This window comes from Nonomuraea ferruginea (genome assembly GCF_039540635.1).
In the GTDB taxonomy this organism is placed as follows: Bacteria; Actinomycetota; Actinomycetes; order Streptosporangiales; family Streptosporangiaceae; genus Nonomuraea; species Nonomuraea ferruginea.
This window is the reverse complement of record NZ_BAABFD010000004.1, coordinates 111596-127757: the sequence shown is the minus strand read 5'-3', so window position 1 is coordinate 127757 and position 16162 is coordinate 111596. Positions and strand designations below refer to the sequence as shown.

Sequence of the window (16162 nt, the reverse complement as noted above, 5' to 3'; positions counted from 1 at the left end):
CTTTGACTTCCTATCGCGCTCTTTGTTTTCCTATCGGGCGCGAACGACCCGCTTTTCATCCCAGACCGGCTCCGGCGCCTCATAAACCGCGCCATCCGCGCCGAATACCAAATAGCGATCGAAATCCGCCGCGAACCACCGGTCATGGGTGACCGCGACCACCGTGCCGTCGAACGCGTCCAGCCCTTCCTGCAACGCCTCGGCGCTGGCCAGGTCGAGGTTGTCGGTCGGCTCGTCGAGCAGCAGCAGCGTGGACCCGGACAGCTCCAGCAGCAGGATCTGCAGCCTGGCCTGCTGGCCGCCTGACAGCGTGTCGAACCGCTGGTCGGCGATCAGACCGGCCAGCTCGTAGCGGGCCAGCGCCTTCATCGCCTCGTTCTTGAGCCGGGCGTGCTCGGACATCACGATCTCGACCGGGGTGCGGCCCATCAGGTCGGGCCGGGCGTGCGTCTGGGCGAAGTGACCGGGCACCACGCGGGCGCCGAGCCGGGCCGCGCCGCTGTGGCGGACCTGCTCACCGGCCAGCAGCCGCAGGAAGTGGGACTTGCCCGAGCCGTTGGAGCCGAGCACCGCCACCCGCTCGCCGTACCAGACCTCCAGGTCGAACGGCTTCATCAGGCCGGTCAGCTCCAGCCCCTCGCAGATGACCGCGCGCTTGCCGGTGCGGCCGCCGCGCAGGCGCATGCTGATGTTCTGGTCGGCCGGCGGCGTCTCGGGCGGCCCCGCCTCCTCGAACTTGCGCAGCCGCGTCTGCGCCGCGTGGTAGGCGGCGGCCATGCCGTCGTTGTAGCGCGCCTTGTTCTTCAGCATGTTGACCAGGGCCTTGAGCTTGGCGTGCTCCTCGTCCCAGCGCCGCCGCAGCTCGTCGAGGCGGGCGTTCCTGGCCCTGCGCGCCTCCGCGTACGCGCCGAAGCCGCCGCCGTGGATCCAGATGTTGCCCGACTCGACGGTGACGATCCGGTCGGCGGCGTTGGCCAGGAGCTGCCGGTCGTGGCTGACCAGCAGCACGGTCTTGGACGTCTCGCGGAGCTGCTGCTCCAGCCACTCCTTGCCGGGCACGTCGAGGTAGTTGTCGGGCTCGTCGAGCAGCAGGGTCTGGTCGGGGCCGCGCAGCAGCGCCTCCAGCACCAGCCGCTTCTGCTCGCCGCCGGACAACGTGGCCACATCCCGATATTTCACGCGATCGTACGGAACGCCCAGTGCGGCGACCGTGCACGTGTCCCACAGGACCTCGATCTCGTACCCGCCCGCGTCGGTGTAGTCGCTGATGGCCTGGGCGTAGCGGAGCTGCGTCTTCTCGTCGTCGCGCTCCATCATGACGAGCTCGGCCTGTTCGAGCCGCTCGGCGGCCTGCCGCACGGCGGGCGGCGCCACGCTCAGCAGCAGGTCGTGCACGTTGCTGCCGTCGCGCACGCTCCCGATGAACTGCCGCATCACGCCCAGCCCGCCGGAGGACACCACGCCTCCCTCGACCGGCCGCAGATCGCCCGCGATCAACCGCATGAGCGTGGTCTTCCCGGCCCCGTTGGGCCCCACCAGCGCGGCCTTGACGCCCTCGCCGATCCGGAACGACACGTCGTCGAGCAACGGCCGCCCGTCGGGCAGCACGTACGTCAGGTGAGCGACCTCGACGTGTCCCACGACAATTCCCCTCCTAGGTCCTTGTGGAGGGTACCTGCCGGTATGACGGCCCAGCACCCCGTTTTCACCGGGTCCACCTGGCGGCGTGAGGTCTAGACAGTAAGTGATCTGATGACTAGAACTGTAGGGAGCCCCCACCCCTAGGACGTGTCATGGCGCGACTCAGAGCAGCACTCCTTTCCTTGGTACTCGCCCTGTCCACCCTCACCGCCCTCCCCCAGCCCGTCGCCGCGGCCGCATCCGACTGCGCCCCCGCTTTCCAGAGCTCCTCGGTCAACCAGCGGCTGACCACGCTCTTCACCACCTACGGCGACGACAACAGCCGGCTCGACGACTGGACCGGCGCCGACGGCACCTACTCGGTCCGCCTGCCCAACGGGCGCGAGCTGTGGGTGTTCTCCGACACCTTCCTGGGCCAGGTCAACCCCGACGGCTCCCGGCCCCCGGTGGTCGAGGAGGGCGGCACGACCGTCTTCCTGAACAACTCCTTCGCCGTCGAGCGCGACGGCCGGCTGCGCACCATCACCGGCGGCACGAGCCAGGCCCCGAAGGCCGTGATGCCGCCCCGCGACCAGAACCACTGGTACTGGGCCGGCGACGTGACGCTGGCCGGCGGCATCGTCGAGGTGACCTACCAGGAGTACGAGCGCTTCGGCCCCGGCGCGTGGGACTGGCGCTGGCACCGCAACGTGGTGGCCAGGTTCCCCCAGGGCAGGCTCGACCGGCCGCTCAGCGTGCACGACCTGCCGTCGGGCAACGGCGTCGCCTGGGCCTCCGGCATACTCAAGGACGGCCCTCACACGTACGTCTACGGGGTGGAGGACCACGGCTCGCCCAAGTACATGCACGTCGCCAGGGTCAAGGGCGACAGCCTGCTCGGCGCCTGGGAGTTCCTGACCGCCGACGGCACGTGGTCGGCCGACGAGGCGGACTCGGCCCGCGTCATGGACGGCGTGGCCAACGAGTACAGCGTTACCAAGATCGGCGACGGCTACGTGCTCATCACGCACGACACCACCGAGGTGCTCAGCGCGCGGATCGTGGCGTACTCGTCGTGCTCCCCCACCGGCCCGTTCACCGGCAAGCAGCTCCTCTACACCACCCCCGAGACGGGCGGGAACATCTTCACCTACAACGCCCACGCCCACCCCGCCGTCGACGGCGACGGGCTGGTCGTCTCGTACAACGTCAACAGCTTCGTCAACACCGACCACTACCGGGACGTGTCGATCTACCGGCCCAGGTTCATCGACGTGAGATTCGGATGACGATCAACCGCAACTGGGGAGCCCGCCTGCGCCACGGCAGCGTGGGCGGGCTCCGCGCGGTCACGCTGGAGAACGAGCTGCTCCGCGTGACCGTGCTGCCCGGCAAGGGCGGCGACGTGGTCGAGTTCCTGCACAAGCCCACCGACACCGACTTCGTCTGGCTCTCCCCGCATGGCCTGCGCGACCCGCGCGAGCACCTGCGCGGCGCGGCCGACGACGTGGCCCAGTTCGTCGACCACTACGAGGGCGGCTGGCAGGAGGTCTTCCCCAACGGCGGCGCGCCCAGCGAGTACCGGGGCGCCCGGCTGGCGCAGCACGGCGAGGTGTCCGGGCTGCCGTGGGAGTACGAGGTCGTGGCCGACTCCGAGCGCGAGGTCGCGATCCGGCTCTCGGTACGGACCAGGCGGCTGCCGTACCGGCTGGAACGGACGCTCCGCCTGCGGTCGGGCACCGCCGCGCTGGAGATCGGCGGACGGGCCGCCAACGAGTCCGGCCTCACCCTGCACGCCATGTGGGGGCAGCACCTGGTGTACGGGATGCCGTTCCTGCGGCCGGGAGCCAGGATCCGGCTGCCCGACGGCGTGCGGGTGATTCCGCACGAGAGCGCCATCAACCCGGAGGGGCGCAGGGTGAAGGCGGGCGGGCCGTGGGACTGGCCGGTCGTGCCCGCCGACGGCGGCGGCGAGGTCGACCTGAGCGTGATCCCCGAACGGGGCGCGCCCAGTGACATCGTCTACCTGACCGGGTTCGAGACCGGCTGGTACGAGATCGTGGCGGACATCGGGCTGCGGGTGGAGTGGGACGCCGAGGTGCTGCCCTACCTGTGGCTGTGGCAGGAGCTCGGCGCCACCACCGGATATCCCTGGTGGGGCCGGGCGTACACGGTCGGGCTGGAGCCGTTCTCCAGCATGCCGACCGACGGGCTGGCGGCGGCGGTCGCCAACGGGACCGCCCTCGCCCTGGGGCCGGGCGGGACCAGGGCCCTGTCGATGCGTGCGGAGGTGCTGGCGTGAGTGAGTTCGACGGCAAGGTGGCGCTGGTCACCGGCGGGTCCATGGGCATCGGCCGGGCGGTCGTGGACCGGCTGGCCGCGGGCGGCGCGTCGGTGGTGTTCTGCGGCGCCGACGAGGGGGCGGCGGTCGAGGGCGAGCGGGTCACCGGCGTGGTCGCCGACGTGCGCAGCGCCGCCGGCATGCGCGACCTGGTGGAGCTGGCCGTGAGCCGCCACGGCGGCCTGGACGTGGTGGTGACCTGCGCGGGCGTGCAGCGCTACGGCACCGTGGTCGACACCCCCGAGGAGGTCTGGGACGAGGTCCTGGACGTCAACCTCAAGGGCGTCTACCTGACCTGCAAGGCGGCCGTGCCCCGGCTCGCCGAGCGCGGCGGCGGCTCGATCGTGGTGGTCTCGTCGGTGCAGGCGTTCGCCTCCCAGACCCAGGTGGCCGCCTACACGGCCAGCAAGTCGGCGCTGAACGGGCTGGTCAGGGCGATGGCGCTGGACCACGCCGGTCAGGGCGTCCGGGTGAACGCGGTCTGCCCCGGCTCGGTCGACACCCCGATGCTGCGCTGGGCGGCCGACCTGTGGCGCGGCGAGCTGTCGCAGGACGAGCAGGTGGCGCGGTGGGGCGCCGCGCACCCGCTCGGCCGGGTGGCCCGGCCGGAGGAGGTGGCGGAGCTGGTCGCGTTCCTGGCGGGCCCGCGCTCGTCGTTCATCACCGGGGCGGAGCACCGCGTGGACGGCGGCCTGCTGGCCAGGAACCCGGCGGCGCTACCGGAGTAGGGCCGCCGCGCGCTCGCGCAGCGCGTCGGAGGCCTTCCCGATCGCCCCGGCGTCGAACGGCGGGTCCGGGTCGTACTCGATGACGAGCTGCACCGCCTCGGCGGTCTCGGTGTCGGCGGCCTGGCCGAGCAGGGTGAGCGCCATGTCGATCCCGGCCGACACCCCGGCGGCGGTGACGATCTTGCCGTCGACCACCACCCGCTCGGTGACCGCCCGCGCGCCCGTGTCGGCCAGGAAGCCGGTGACCGCCCAGTGGCTGGTCGCTCGGCGCCCGCGCAGCAGCCCCGCCGCGCCCAGCAGGAGCGAGCCGCTGCACACCGAGGTGGTCCAGCGGGTGTGCGCGTCGGCCTCGCGGATCCAGCCGACCAGGGCCTCGTCGGCGAGGGCTTCGAAGGTGCCGATGCCGCCCGGCACCACGATCACGTCGGGCCTCGGCACCTCCTCGTAGCTAGCGGTGGCGGCGATGCTCAGCTGACCGCGGTCGTCGGTCACCGGCCCCGGCTCGGCCGCGACGAAGGTGACGGTCCAGCCGGGCGCGAACGCCAGCACGGTGTACGGTCCGACGGCGTCCAGCGCGGTGAACCGGTCGTAGAGGGGGATGGCGACGTGCATCAACTCTCCTTGGTGTGGAACCGGCGGCGGTAGTCGCCGGGCGAGACGCGCAGGTGACGGCGGAAGACGCGGTAGAGCGTCTCCGGCCGGCCCAGCCCCGACTCCCGGGCCACCCGGTCCAGGGGATGATCGGTGATCTCCAGCAGCCGCCGGGCGGTGTCGGCGCGGCTGCGCTCGACGTACCTGCCCGGAGACGTCCCGGTCTGCTCGGTGAAGACGCGGGAGAAGTGGCGCTCGCTCATCCCGGCGCGCCTGGCCAGCGCGGGCACGCTCAGGTCGGCGGCCGGGTTCGCGTCGATGAACGCCTGCAGTTCGCGCAGCGACTCGTCGCGCGGGGCGGGGATGCTCATCGGCATGCTGAACTGGCTCTGCCCGCCGGGCCTGTGCAGGTAGACGACCAGCCCGCAGGCCACCCGCCGGGCCAGCTCGTGACCGTGGTCGTCGGCCACCAGCGCGAGCGCCAGGTCCACGCCGGCGCTGACCCCGGCCGAGGTCCAGAGGTCGCCGTCGCGGATGTAGATCGCGTCCGGCTCGACCGTGACCCCGGGGTACCACGCGCCGAGCTTGTCGGCGACCAGCCAGTGGGTGGTGGCCCGCCGGCCGTCGAGCAGCCCCGCCGCCGCCAGCAGGAACGCGCCGCTGCACACGGACGCGGTGCGGCGGGCCGCCCGCGACAGCCTGACGATCTCCTCCAGCGTCTCCGGGTCGCGGGCGTGCGTCATCGTGGTCATGCCCCCGGCGACGACGAGCGTGTCGATCGGCCCGCCGACCTCGCGCAGGGGCGTCCGCACGGCGACCTCGACGCCGTGCTGCGCGGCCACCGGACCGGCCATCGGCGCCGTCACCTCGACCTGGTAGCCGCCCCGCGTCACCAGGTCCGCCGCCGCGAACACGTCGGCGGGGCCCGCCAGGTCGAGCAGCTGGAAGCCCTCGTAGACCACCAGGACGATCCGCCTCTTCATGGCTTCCATGCTTGGGCCGGGCCTTCGGGGCGTCAATGACACGACCATTGCGGATTACGCCACCGGCTTTACCGGAAGACACGCGCCATGACCTGGAGTATGCGTACGCGCACGCTAGGTTAGCGACATCCCCGGGAACGCACTGACCAAGGAGGTCCTCTTGAGGCTGTCCACCGTCGTGGCCGCCGTCCTGCTCGCCCTGATCGTCCCCGGCGTGGCGGAGGCGAGCCCGGGCGGGGCCTGCTTCCAGGGCCGGGTCTGCCTGTACGCGGGCTTCGCGTTCAACCGCAGCCAGGTCGACCTCTGGCGCGACTTCGTCCACGACGACACCAACTTGGCCGACGACACGTGGTTGAAATGGGACTACACCGACTCCTGGCACACCATGGACAACGCGACCAGCTCGGCGAGAAACCGGCTCGGCTGCCCGGTGACGCTCTGGCAGAACCCCTACTTCACCGGCGCCCACAGCACGCTGGACCACGCCACGGGCGACGGTTTCCTGGCCAACAACGCCATCGGCAACAACCGCGTCAGCTCGCTCGACATCTGGTGCCGGTGAACCGGCTCCTCGCCCTGGGTCTGGCGCTGTCGCTGGCGGCCGGGTGCACGCACGCGCCGATTCCGGAGGAGCCCGCCGTCGCCTCGGCCGAGGACCTGTTGCTGCCGTTCGACGCCTACAAGCCCACGCCGGGCCAGCGGGCGCTGCTCGACACCGCCCACCGTTCGCTGGTCTCCCGCTGCCTCAAGCGCCGCGGCATCTCCCGCCGGCTCCTGCCGGCCCCGCCCGACCCGCGCAACTCCCGCCGCTACGGCGTCGTGGACCACGACCAGGCCCACCGCTTCGGCTACCACCTCCCCACCACTGACGAACCGGCCGAGCCTGGGAAGACCGACGGCGCGGGGAAAACCCGCCGGACCGACCGCTCCGAAACGACCAGCAGCTCCAGGAAGACCCGTACCACCGAAACCACCGACCGCTCAGGTACGGTCCGCCAGGTCGGCTCGGGAAAGACACGCACGGCCGAGACGACCGGCCGCTCGGGGAAGATCCGCCGGAGCGAGGCGACCGGCCGCTCCGGTGCGGCCCGCCAGCCCGAGACGACCGGCCGCTCGGGTGCGGCGCGGAGGGACGGCCGCTCGGGTGCGGCGCGGAGGGACGGCCGCTCGGGTGCGGCGCGGAGGGACGGCCGTTCGGGGGAGGCTCGGCGGGGCGAGAAGGCTCGCCGTCATCTGTACGTGCTGCCCTGGTGCGAGGGGCGGGCGGCGGAGCGGCTGGCGCCTTCGGAGCGGGCTCCGTGGGACTGGCTGGCCCAGCGGGACACGCGTACCCTCGAACGCTCCTCGACGCGGCCCCAGGTCCGCGAGGCGATCATGGGATGGGTGGCCTGCATGCGGGACGCGGGCCACCCGTACCCGTCACCGGAGGCGGCGATCGGCGATCCCCGGTGGGACCTCGACAAGCGCGCGATCAGCGCCGACGAGAAGCGCACGGCCGTGGCCGACGTCGTGTGCAAGTGGTCGTCGGGGCTGGTGGCCCGCTGGTTCGCGGCCGACGCCGCGCTCCAGCGGGCGCTCGTCCACAAGCACGCGGGCCGCTTCGCCCTCCTGCGCGCCGACCTGAACGAGCGCGTCCAGCGAGCCACCACCCTCCTGCAACGTCACACGGCCAAACCGGTGAGGCGCCACGGCTCCGCCAAGACGGCGAAGCCCAAACGTCACCGCCCCAACTCGGCCAGAACGAGGTAGACGCCGGGAAACACCGGCGGAACGGCCGGACCGGTGTATGGCAGGGCCGACGTACGGCAGGGCCGACGTACGGCAGGGCCGACGTACGGCAGGGCCGACGTACGGCAGGGCCGACGTATGAGGGGTCCGGCTCCGCCGGGACGGCGAAGCTCAGAGTTCCGCCGGGACGGCCGGGTCGGCGAAGTGCTGGTTCGGCACCCGAGCGAACCAGCCGGGCCGCCCCGGGTCACGGTCGTAGGGGTAGCCGCCCTCGCGCTTGTAGAGCTCGGCGTAGCGGGCCACCCGGTCGCGGTCGAGCCGCACGCCGAGCCCCGGCCCCGACGGCACCGGGATGGCGCCTCCGGAGTAGGCCAGCTTGCCTCCCTCGATCACGTCGTCGCGGAGCTGGTGGTAGTGGGCGTCGGCGGCGTACGTGAGGTTCGGCAGCACCGCGCCGAGGTGCAGCATGGTCGCGAGCTGGATGCCCAGCTCGCCGGACGAGTGCACGGCCACGTCCACCTGGAACGTCTCGCACACCCCGGCCGCCTTCACGCACGCCCGGACGCCGCCCCAGAAGGTGGTGTCGAGCAGCACCACGTCCGCCCCGCGGCGCAGCACGTTCGCGGCGAGCTGCTCGAAGTTGACCACCACGGTGTTGGTCGCGATCGGCACCCGGACCCGCTCCCGCACCAGCCGGAGCCCCTCCAGTCCGAGGACCGGGTCCTCCAGGTAGTCGTTGTCCAGGGACTCGATGGCCTGCCCGAACCGCAGGGCCTCGGCCATCGACAGCACCGCGTTCGGGTCGTACCGGAGCCTGTCGCCGGGGAAGGCGGCGGCCAGCGCGCGGTAGCACTCCAGCTCGTAGTCCGGCGGGAACACGCCGCCCTTCAGCTTGTGGACGGTGAACCCGTGCGCCGCCTTCAGCGCCCGCGTGTGCTCGACGAGCTGCTCGGGCGTGCGCACCTCGGCGAAGCCGTCGGCGGCGTAGCGGAAGAACAGGTACGAGGCGAACGGCACCTCGTCGCGGATCCGCCCGCCCAGCAGGTCGCAGACCGCGACCCCGAGCTGCTGCCCGATGAGATCGAGGCAGGCGAACTCGATGGCGGCCAGCAGCTGGGTCCGATTGTTGTAGAGCGACGCCGTCGGGTTGGCGATCTTGAAGCGGAGCGTCTCCAGCTGGAAGGGGTCGTGGTCGCGCAGGTACGGCAGCAGGCCGCGGAACGCCGCTTCCGCGCTCTCCCCGCCGCCGCCCATCTCGCCCAGCCCGACCAGCCCGTTGTCGGCCTCGACCTCGACGATCGTGCGCACGAAGCGACCCCAGTGTGCGCCGTTGCTGTGCCGCAGCGGGGCCTCCAGCGGCACGGCGACCGTGGTGGCCCGGATGTCAACGATCTTCACAAGTCCCCCAAACCGCGGCGACCCCGCAGGCGGGGATCCGCACCTTGACCGATTCGCCCGTCACCTGAAGCGGCTCCGCCGCGCGGTCCAGCCCCGCGCTCACCCGGGCGGCACGCAGTCCGGGCAGCTCGACGGTCACCTCGACCGGCTCGGCGGCCAGCGACCGCAGCCGCACGACCCGCTCGCCGCCCGCCTGACCGAGCGAGGTGACCAGCACGTCCGGATGATCCACCGACACGTACACGCGCGCCGGCTCTGCCGACAGGGAGGGCAGCAGCGCGCCGGTGAACGGCTCGGTCAGCCCCGCCGCGGTCAGCGCCCCCAGCCGCCTGCCCGGCACGCCCGCCGCCGAACGGACCGCGTACCGGAAGGTGGTCTCGCCCTGCTGCTGCGCGGGGAAGTTGGTGTCCCAGATGTTGTTGAGCGCCCACGAGTAGACCGTGCCCGGCTCCTCGTCCAGCGTCGGCGGGAACGGCGCGTACGGCATGTGGATGGTGCCGAGCTGCACCAGCGGCGCTTCCAGCGTCGCCCAGGCGACGGTCAGCTCGGGGTCGTCGAACGCGATCCAGTGCCGCATGGGCAGCATGTACGCGGCCGAGCCCGGCACGCTCGGCACGCCGGGGCCGCCCACGCCGCCCGTGAGCTCCCACGCGGTCGCCTCACCGGCGGCGAACGGGAAGGCCAGGAAGACCGCCTCCTTGGCCGGGGTGCCCTGCTTGGCCAGCTGGTAGGTGAGGTCCAGCCGGGGCACGCCATGGTGCAGCTCGACCGTGGTGCGCAGCCAGTCGACGCCCTTGCCCCGCAACTCGACGACCAGCTTCTCGCCGACGGCGGTCCGCTGGGCCCTGACGATCGTGGCGTTGCCGGCGATGGCGCGGTCGCCGAGGAGGGTGCGGTCGTGCGCGCCGACGTGCCCGGACAGATGGTTGAAGTGCGGCGCGGTGGCGTAGCGGTCGTAGACGTACTGGCCGAACCCGGCGGCGGCGTCCTGGTTGACCAGCTCCCGGCCGGCCTTCTTGTCGAAGACCGAGGCGATGTAGCCCTCGCGGACGTCGTAGGTCACCCGGTAGAACTCGTTCTCGATCACTCCGCCGAGGTCCGGTTCGACCGGTTCCGGCGCCTGGGTCTCGCCTCTGACGACATCCAGCCGTACGTACCCGTACCCGGGAAGGTCGGGCACCACGGCGTGGATGTGCCGCCCGATCGGCCGGGTCGGCCAGTCGTCGGGGTCCACGTACTCCTCGTGGTGCGGCAACCGCTCCCCGGTGCGCGCGTCCACCAGCGCGATCGGCACGTCCACCGCCACCACGTCCCTGGGCAGGAACGTCCGCACCACGTCGGTCCGCCGCGCGGTGCCCGGGTTGAACACCGCGAAGGCCGCGAGCGCGCCCTCTCCGGGAGCGGCGCCGTCCCCTGACGCGACGCCGATCCCGGCGAGGGCCGGCCCTCCGGGGCCGCCGTCCAGCACGGCGGCCGGCTCTTCCGCACCGCCGTCCGGCGCGGCGGCCGGCTCTTCCGCACCGCCGTCCGGCGCGGCGGCCGGCTCTTCCGCGCCGCCGGTCAGCGCGGCGGCGAAGTGGCGGGTGGCGGCCTGGAGCAGGTCCGCCGCGTCGTCCTGGGCGTCGTAGGCGCCGGACGACTTGCGCGTCCACTGCAGCCCGCCCGAGTCGCCCGCCTCCTCGGCGTCCTCCCACGGGTTGGCCGCGCCCCAGGTGTGCTCGTTGAACAGCGCCACCTTGTCGTAGGCCGCGTCCACCTGCTCGGTGGCGTCCGCCCCGGCCAGCGTGTGCAGCGTCTCGGCGGTGCGCAGCGCGGCCTGGGCCCGCCGCACGTACCCGAGCGGACGCGCCCCCGACCCGAGCCCGTCGGCCCACCAGTCGGTCCAGTCGCCCTCGTGCACGGCCAGCCTGTCGTGGTGGTGCTCGGCCACGTGGTCGAAGAAGTCGCTGTTGACCGCCGACCGCAGCCGCGGCCACGCCCACTGCTCGCGCCACCGGCGGGTGATCGACGCCGGCACGATCGACGGCCCGGCGTTGTCGGCGTGCGCGCCCTGCACCCGCAGGTGCAGCACGTCCAGCTCGTACGGTTCGCGCGGCGCGTCCGGACCCTGCCACCCGAACGTGCCGGGCCCGTACGGGTAGCCGCGCGAGGCCAGCGCGGCCAGGTAGCGCGGCAGCAGGTCGTCGGCCAGCTCGTAGGAGTCGGTCAGCCCGACCGTGTTGCCCTCCATGTACGCCATGCCGTGCGGGGTGTCGGTGAACCACACGAGCAGTTCGTTCCCGCTCGGCGCCCGCCAGCGGAACGGCCGGGTCAGCTTCTCCCCGCCGTGCAGGTACGGCACGGACCGGCCGGCCCAGTTGTGCGCCGCGGCCAGGTAGCGCACCCCGGCCGACGACAGCGCGTCGATCAGGCCGACGACCGCGCCCGGCACGTCGGTGTGCATGGCCGACCGGGTGGCGAACCCGTACGCGCGCTCCAGCCTGGTGGTGAAGCGGAGCTGGCGGTACAGCTCCTCGGTGGAGCACGCCTCGGTGTGCAGTTGGAACGGCAGCGCGGTGACCTCGATGACGCCCTCGCGGGCCAGCTCGGCGAACCGGTCGACCTGCTCGGGCGGGCGCGCGTCCAGCCACTTCAGCGCGGGCATCGACGACTCGACCGTCCACCGGAACTTCGCGTCGTCCGGCCAGGAGGCGGTCTCGTCGGCCAGCCGCACGGCCGCGTCCAGGTAGTCGAGATGGTGGCGGAGCACGGTGCCCTGCGGGTCGGTGTAGCCGATGTCGAGGTGCGAGTGGTGCACCACGAACACGGTCCACTTGCGCTGCGGCGTGACCGTCACCTGGGCGGTGCCGACCACCCCGGCGTCGTCGCGGCACTCCAGCGTCAGCGTGCGCGGCCCGTCCACCTCCGGCACCAGCAGCGTCACGTCCGTGCCTGAGGCGCTGTCGACGCCGACCAGCACGTGCGTCAGCGGCACCGTGCTGGACACCCGGACCGCCTGGCGGCCGTCGTGGGTGAACAGCGGCAGCACCGCCACCCGCACCTCCAGCCCGCGCAGGCTGATCACCGGCGTCGAGGTGTCGGTGCGCAGCGCCTGCCGGATCCCGTCGTAGTCCGGGGAACCGAGGCTCCGCTGCAGCAACCGGCTCGTCATCACACACTCCCTAGAGAAAGGCCACGGGCGAACAGCCGCTGGGTGGCGAGGAACAGCACGACCGTGGGCAGCGAGACCACCAGGCCCGCCGCCAGGCCGACCGGGACCGGCGTCCCGGCGTACACGTCGGTCATCAGCCCGGCCAGGGCGGTCATGACCGGACGCACCTCGGCCGTCTGGGTGAGCGTCAGGCCGAAGATCAGGTCGTTCCAGATGAAGGTGAACTCCAGGATGAACACGGCCGCCAGCGCGCTGGTCGACAGCGGAAGGTAGATCCGCCAGAAGATGCGGAACGTGGACGCGCCGTCCATCCGGGCCGCCTCGAAGATCGAGAACGCCACCCCGGTGTAGAAGTTGCGCAGCACGAACGCGGCCAGCGGCACGTTGATCGCCGTGTAGATCAGGATCATCCCGAGGCGGCTGTCGTACAGGCCGGCGTCGCTGTAGCCGACGAAGAGCGGCACGAGCAGCATCTGGGCGGGGAAGACGGTGCCACCGAAGATCAGCAGGAACCACCAGAACCCGTGCCGCAGCCGCAGCACCACGATCGTGTAGCCGGCCAGCGCGCCGACGAGCACGCCCAGCGCGGGCGAGACGACGCTGTAGAGCGCGGTGCTGCCCAGGCTGGCGCCCAGGTCGGCGCTGTCCAGCGCGCGCAGGAAGTTGGTCACCAGCGAGAAGTCCTCCGGCGGCGCCCACGCCCGCGACGGGTCGTAGGAGTCCGCCGGCCGGGAGGCGTTCACCAGCAGCAGGTAGGTCGGCCCGAGCCAGATCAGGCCGAGCACGATCAGCACGGCACGCCGGATCATCGCACCTGCCTCCTGAGGTAGAGGTAGGACGCCAGCCCGGTCACCACGGTGAGCACGACCGCCACCGCCGAGCCGTAGCCGTAGTCGCTGGCCACGAACGTCTCCTTGTACATGGTCACCGCGAGCGTCTCGGAGTTGCGGCCCGGCCCGCCCTGCGTCAGCACCCAGACGATGTCGAACGTCTTCAGGCTCGCCACCAGCGCCAGCCCGACCACGACCGCCGTCAGCGGGCGCATCAGCGGCCAGATGATGTGCCGGAACAGCTGCCACCCGGACGCCCCGTCCAGCCTGGCCGCCTCGATCGGCTCCTTCGGGATCGACTGCAGCCCGACGACGAACAGCAGCGTGTTCACGCCGAGCTGCTGCCACGTCCACACCAGCAGCATCGCGATCGTGTTGTGCGGCGCCTCCTGTAAGAAGGCGGTGTCGACGCCGAGCAGGTTGTTGGCCACCCCGTCGTGCGACAGGATCGGGCTCCACACCAGGGCCAGCCCGGCGCCGCTGAGCGCGTACGGCAGCATGAACGGCAGCCGGTACCACCCGCCGCCCTTGATGTCGTACGAGAGCACGGCGACGAGCAGGCCCAGCCCGACCGGCAGCACCATCGTGCCGATCACCCAGATCAGCGTGTTGCGCACCGAGGTGAGCAGGACGGGGTCGTCGAGCAGCTTGACGAAGTTGGCCGGGCCGATCCACTCGGCCGGCGCGAGCCCGTCGTACCGGGTCAGGCTCAGGTACGCCGTCCACACGAACGGCGCATAGAGCAACCCGGCGACGAGCAACGCGGCCGGCGCGACGTACCCGTACCTGAACCGCCCGAGCATCACTGGTGCGTGCTCCAGTACTCGTCGGCCTCCTTCTGGATGGTTTCCAGCACTTCCTGGAGCGTGCTCGTGTCGGTGACGAACTTGGAGAAACCGTCCAGGGCGGCGGTCAGGATGGGCGGCGGGGTGGCCTCGAAGTAGCGGTTGACCAGGCGGTACTCGCCGCTGCCCGCGTCCTTGGTGACCTGGCCGAGCGCCTCGTCGGCGATCTCCACCTTGGGGTTGGCGCTCACGTCGCCGCGGGCGGTGGCCCACTTCTCCTGCGCCTCGGCGGTGGTCCACCACTTGAGGTACTTGGCGCTGGCCGCCGGGTCGGGCGCCTCGGCGAGGGAGCAGAGCGGGCCGCTCTCGAAGATCATCGACGTCTTGGGGAGCGAGGCGTCGACGTTGGGGATGACGAAGAAGCCGTAGTCCTCGCCCGCCTTCATCTCGCGCTGGGTCATGCTCGTGTTGAACCAGGTGCCGAACGACACCATCGCCGCCTTGCCGTTCTTCAGCACGTCACCGGGGTCGGTCTTGTCGCCCGGGTTGATGAAGTAGCCGGCGTCGATGAGCTCCTTCCACTTCCGCATCACGGCGACCACACCCGGGTCGGTGTACTTGGCCTGGCCGGTGGACAGCCGGTCGTACAGGTCGGGGTCCATGCCGGCCATGAGCTGCTCGAACCAGACGAACGAGAACAGCACGCTGGTGTGGTAGAACGCCTTGACGTCCTTCTGCTTCAGGGTGTCGGCGATCTTGACCAGGTCGTCCCAGGTCTCCGGCGGCCGCAGCCCGTGCTCGTCGAAGATCTTCTTGTTGTAGAACATGCCCCAGTACGCGACGTTCAGCGGCACGCAGTACTGCTTGCCGTCGACGGTGAAGTAGGGGGCCAGGTCCTGCGGCAGGTCGCCGTTCGCGACGGCCTCCTGCCAGATCGCGGTGGTGTCGGCGACCTGCTTCTGCTTGACGATCTCCGCCAGCATCCCCCCGGTCTGCCAGGTGAAGAGGTCGGGCTTGACGTTGGTGCGGAAGGAGGCCTTGATGAACGCCTGATACTGCGCGGAGTCGGTGTAGCCCGTCGGTTTCATGCTCAGGCCGACGGACTGCTTGGACAGGGCCCCCATCTGCTCGAAGTACTCGCTCCAGGCGCCCTTGTCGTTGTAGAGGGTCAGCTCGGTCTTCTGCTTCGGCGCCTCGGCGCCGTTCCCGCCGCAGGCGGCGAGAAGGACGGCTGCCACGCCGATCGTGGCCACTCGTGACCGGACCATGTTCCCGGCCTCCTTGATCATTCGGGGGGGTGGTGCAACCTCTGCTCGATGACCGTCTTCACGTCCACCAGGTGGGCCCGCATGCGCTCCTCGGCCGCCGCGGCGTCGCGCGCCTCGATCGCCTGGAGGATCGCCAGGTGCTCCTCGTAGTCGCGCCGGCGGTCGTCGAAGATCTGCAGGATCGCCTGCTGCTCGGCCGCGTGGACGGTGAGCAGCGAGTCGACGACCTCGTGCAGGACGGTGTTGCCCGCCATCCGGGCGGTGGCCCGGTGGAAGGTCATGTTGGCGTCGTGCAACTCGGCGTCCTGGCCGCGCAGGTGGGCCTCCGCGTCCGCGAGGACCCGCTTGAGCGCCGTGAGCTCCGCCTCGGTGCCGTGCCCGGCGGCCATCGCGGCCAGCGGCGGCTCGATGACGATGCGTGCGCCCAGCAGGTCGAGCAGCTTGGGCGCGTGCATCGCGCGCATGTTGGGGTTGGGCAGCACGAGCCGCTCGATGGCGGCGCCGACGTAGATGCCGGACCCGTGCCGCAGCTCGATCGCGCCCGTCGCCTCCAGCCTGCGCAGCGCCTCGCGCAGCGTCGGCGTGGTGACGGCGAACCGCTGGGACAGCTCTCGGGTGGAAGGCAGCCGGTCACCGGGCCGGTGCCCGCCCTCGCGGATGAGCTCCAGCATGCGCTCGGTGAGCGCGTCGGAGAGGGTGGGCCGTGCTACCTCTGACATATCAAGTGATCTAATCACTT

At 71.6% G+C, this 16162-nt stretch carries 14 protein-coding genes; 5 read left to right on the top strand and 9 right to left on the bottom strand.

Going from position 1 to position 16162, the window contains the following annotated elements:
- Positions 1 to 30: 30 nt before the first annotated feature.
- Positions 31 to 1641: an ABC-F family ATP-binding cassette domain-containing protein gene (locus ABD999_RS09430; protein WP_271275306.1), complete on the bottom strand. Its 1611-nt coding sequence runs from the start codon at positions 1639 to 1641 to the stop codon at positions 31 to 33.
- 152 nt (positions 1642 to 1793) lie between these two features.
- On the opposite strand from ABD999_RS09430, the gene ABD999_RS09425 reads away from it, so the two are divergent.
- Genes ABD999_RS09425 through ABD999_RS09415 form a run of 3 tightly spaced genes read left to right on the top strand, consistent with a single transcriptional unit; the run spans position 1794 to position 4689 of the window.
- Complete coding sequence (locus tag ABD999_RS09425) at positions 1794 to 2909, top strand: glycoside hydrolase family 183 protein (RefSeq protein ID WP_271275305.1); 1116 nt, start codon at positions 1794 to 1796, stop codon at positions 2907 to 2909.
- On the top strand, positions 2906 to 3922 hold the full coding sequence (locus tag ABD999_RS09420; RefSeq protein WP_271275304.1) for a DUF4432 family protein: 1017 nt from the start codon (positions 2906 to 2908) through the stop codon (positions 3920 to 3922). The genes ABD999_RS09425 and ABD999_RS09420 overlap by 4 nt, the downstream gene beginning before the upstream one ends.
- Positions 3919 to 4689 carry an SDR family NAD(P)-dependent oxidoreductase gene (locus ABD999_RS09415; RefSeq protein ID WP_148035639.1) on the top strand — a complete coding sequence of 257 codons (771 nt, stop codon included), beginning with the start codon at positions 3919 to 3921 and terminating at the stop codon, positions 4687 to 4689. The genes ABD999_RS09420 and ABD999_RS09415 overlap by 4 nt, the downstream gene beginning before the upstream one ends.
- Here ABD999_RS09415 and ABD999_RS09410 read toward each other — a convergent pair.
- Both ABD999_RS09410 and ABD999_RS09405 read right to left on the bottom strand, forming a co-directional pair.
- Positions 4678 to 5301, bottom strand: a complete 624-nt coding sequence (locus ABD999_RS09410) for a DJ-1/PfpI family protein (protein WP_333485687.1) — start codon at positions 5299 to 5301, stop codon at positions 4678 to 4680. The genes ABD999_RS09415 and ABD999_RS09410 overlap by 12 nt on opposite strands.
- Positions 5301 to 6263 carry a GlxA family transcriptional regulator gene (locus ABD999_RS09405; RefSeq protein ID WP_271275302.1) on the bottom strand — a complete coding sequence of 321 codons (963 nt, stop codon included), beginning with the start codon at positions 6261 to 6263 and terminating at the stop codon, positions 5301 to 5303. The genes ABD999_RS09410 and ABD999_RS09405 overlap by 1 nt, the downstream gene beginning before the upstream one ends.
- A gap of 160 nt (positions 6264 to 6423) precedes the next feature.
- Between ABD999_RS09405 and ABD999_RS09400 the strand changes: the two genes are divergently transcribed.
- Positions 6424 to 6825: a peptidase inhibitor family I36 protein gene (locus ABD999_RS09400; RefSeq protein ID WP_219545060.1), complete on the top strand. Its 402-nt coding sequence runs from the start codon at positions 6424 to 6426 to the stop codon at positions 6823 to 6825.
- Positions 6822 to 8012 (top strand): hypothetical protein, encoded by a 1191-nt coding sequence (locus ABD999_RS09395; RefSeq protein WP_271275301.1) that lies wholly within the window; start codon positions 6822 to 6824, stop codon positions 8010 to 8012. The genes ABD999_RS09400 and ABD999_RS09395 overlap by 4 nt, the downstream gene beginning before the upstream one ends.
- 150 nt (positions 8013 to 8162) lie before the next feature.
- Here ABD999_RS09395 and ABD999_RS09390 read toward each other — a convergent pair whose 3' ends face one another.
- From ABD999_RS09390 to ABD999_RS09365, 6 genes are read right to left on the bottom strand one after another with little or no spacing between them, the layout of a single operon-like run.
- Positions 8163 to 9389, bottom strand: a complete 1227-nt coding sequence (locus tag ABD999_RS09390) for an enolase C-terminal domain-like protein (protein ID WP_271275300.1) — start codon at positions 9387 to 9389, stop codon at positions 8163 to 8165.
- Entirely contained in the window at positions 9376 to 12540 is a 3165-nt protein-coding gene (locus ABD999_RS09385; RefSeq protein ID WP_345482650.1) for a glycoside hydrolase family 38 N-terminal domain-containing protein, read from the bottom strand. Before ABD999_RS09385 ends, ABD999_RS09390 begins: the two co-directional genes overlap by 14 nt.
- On the bottom strand, positions 12540 to 13349 hold the full coding sequence (locus ABD999_RS09380) for a carbohydrate ABC transporter permease (RefSeq protein ID WP_148035646.1): 810 nt from the start codon (positions 13347 to 13349) through the stop codon (positions 12540 to 12542). The genes ABD999_RS09385 and ABD999_RS09380 overlap by 1 nt, the downstream gene beginning before the upstream one ends.
- Positions 13346 to 14173 carry a carbohydrate ABC transporter permease gene (locus ABD999_RS09375; protein ID WP_271275298.1) on the bottom strand — a complete coding sequence of 276 codons (828 nt, stop codon included), beginning with the start codon at positions 14171 to 14173 and terminating at the stop codon, positions 13346 to 13348. The genes ABD999_RS09380 and ABD999_RS09375 overlap by 4 nt, the downstream gene beginning before the upstream one ends.
- Positions 14173 to 15423 (bottom strand): ABC transporter substrate-binding protein, encoded by a 1251-nt coding sequence (locus tag ABD999_RS09370; protein ID WP_219545053.1) that lies wholly within the window; start codon positions 15421 to 15423, stop codon positions 14173 to 14175. The genes ABD999_RS09375 and ABD999_RS09370 overlap by 1 nt, the downstream gene beginning before the upstream one ends.
- A 17-nt stretch (positions 15424 to 15440) precedes the next feature.
- Complete coding sequence (locus ABD999_RS09365; RefSeq protein ID WP_219545052.1) at positions 15441 to 16142, bottom strand: FadR/GntR family transcriptional regulator; 702 nt, start codon at positions 16140 to 16142, stop codon at positions 15441 to 15443.
- Positions 16143 to 16162: the final 20 nt, after the last annotated feature.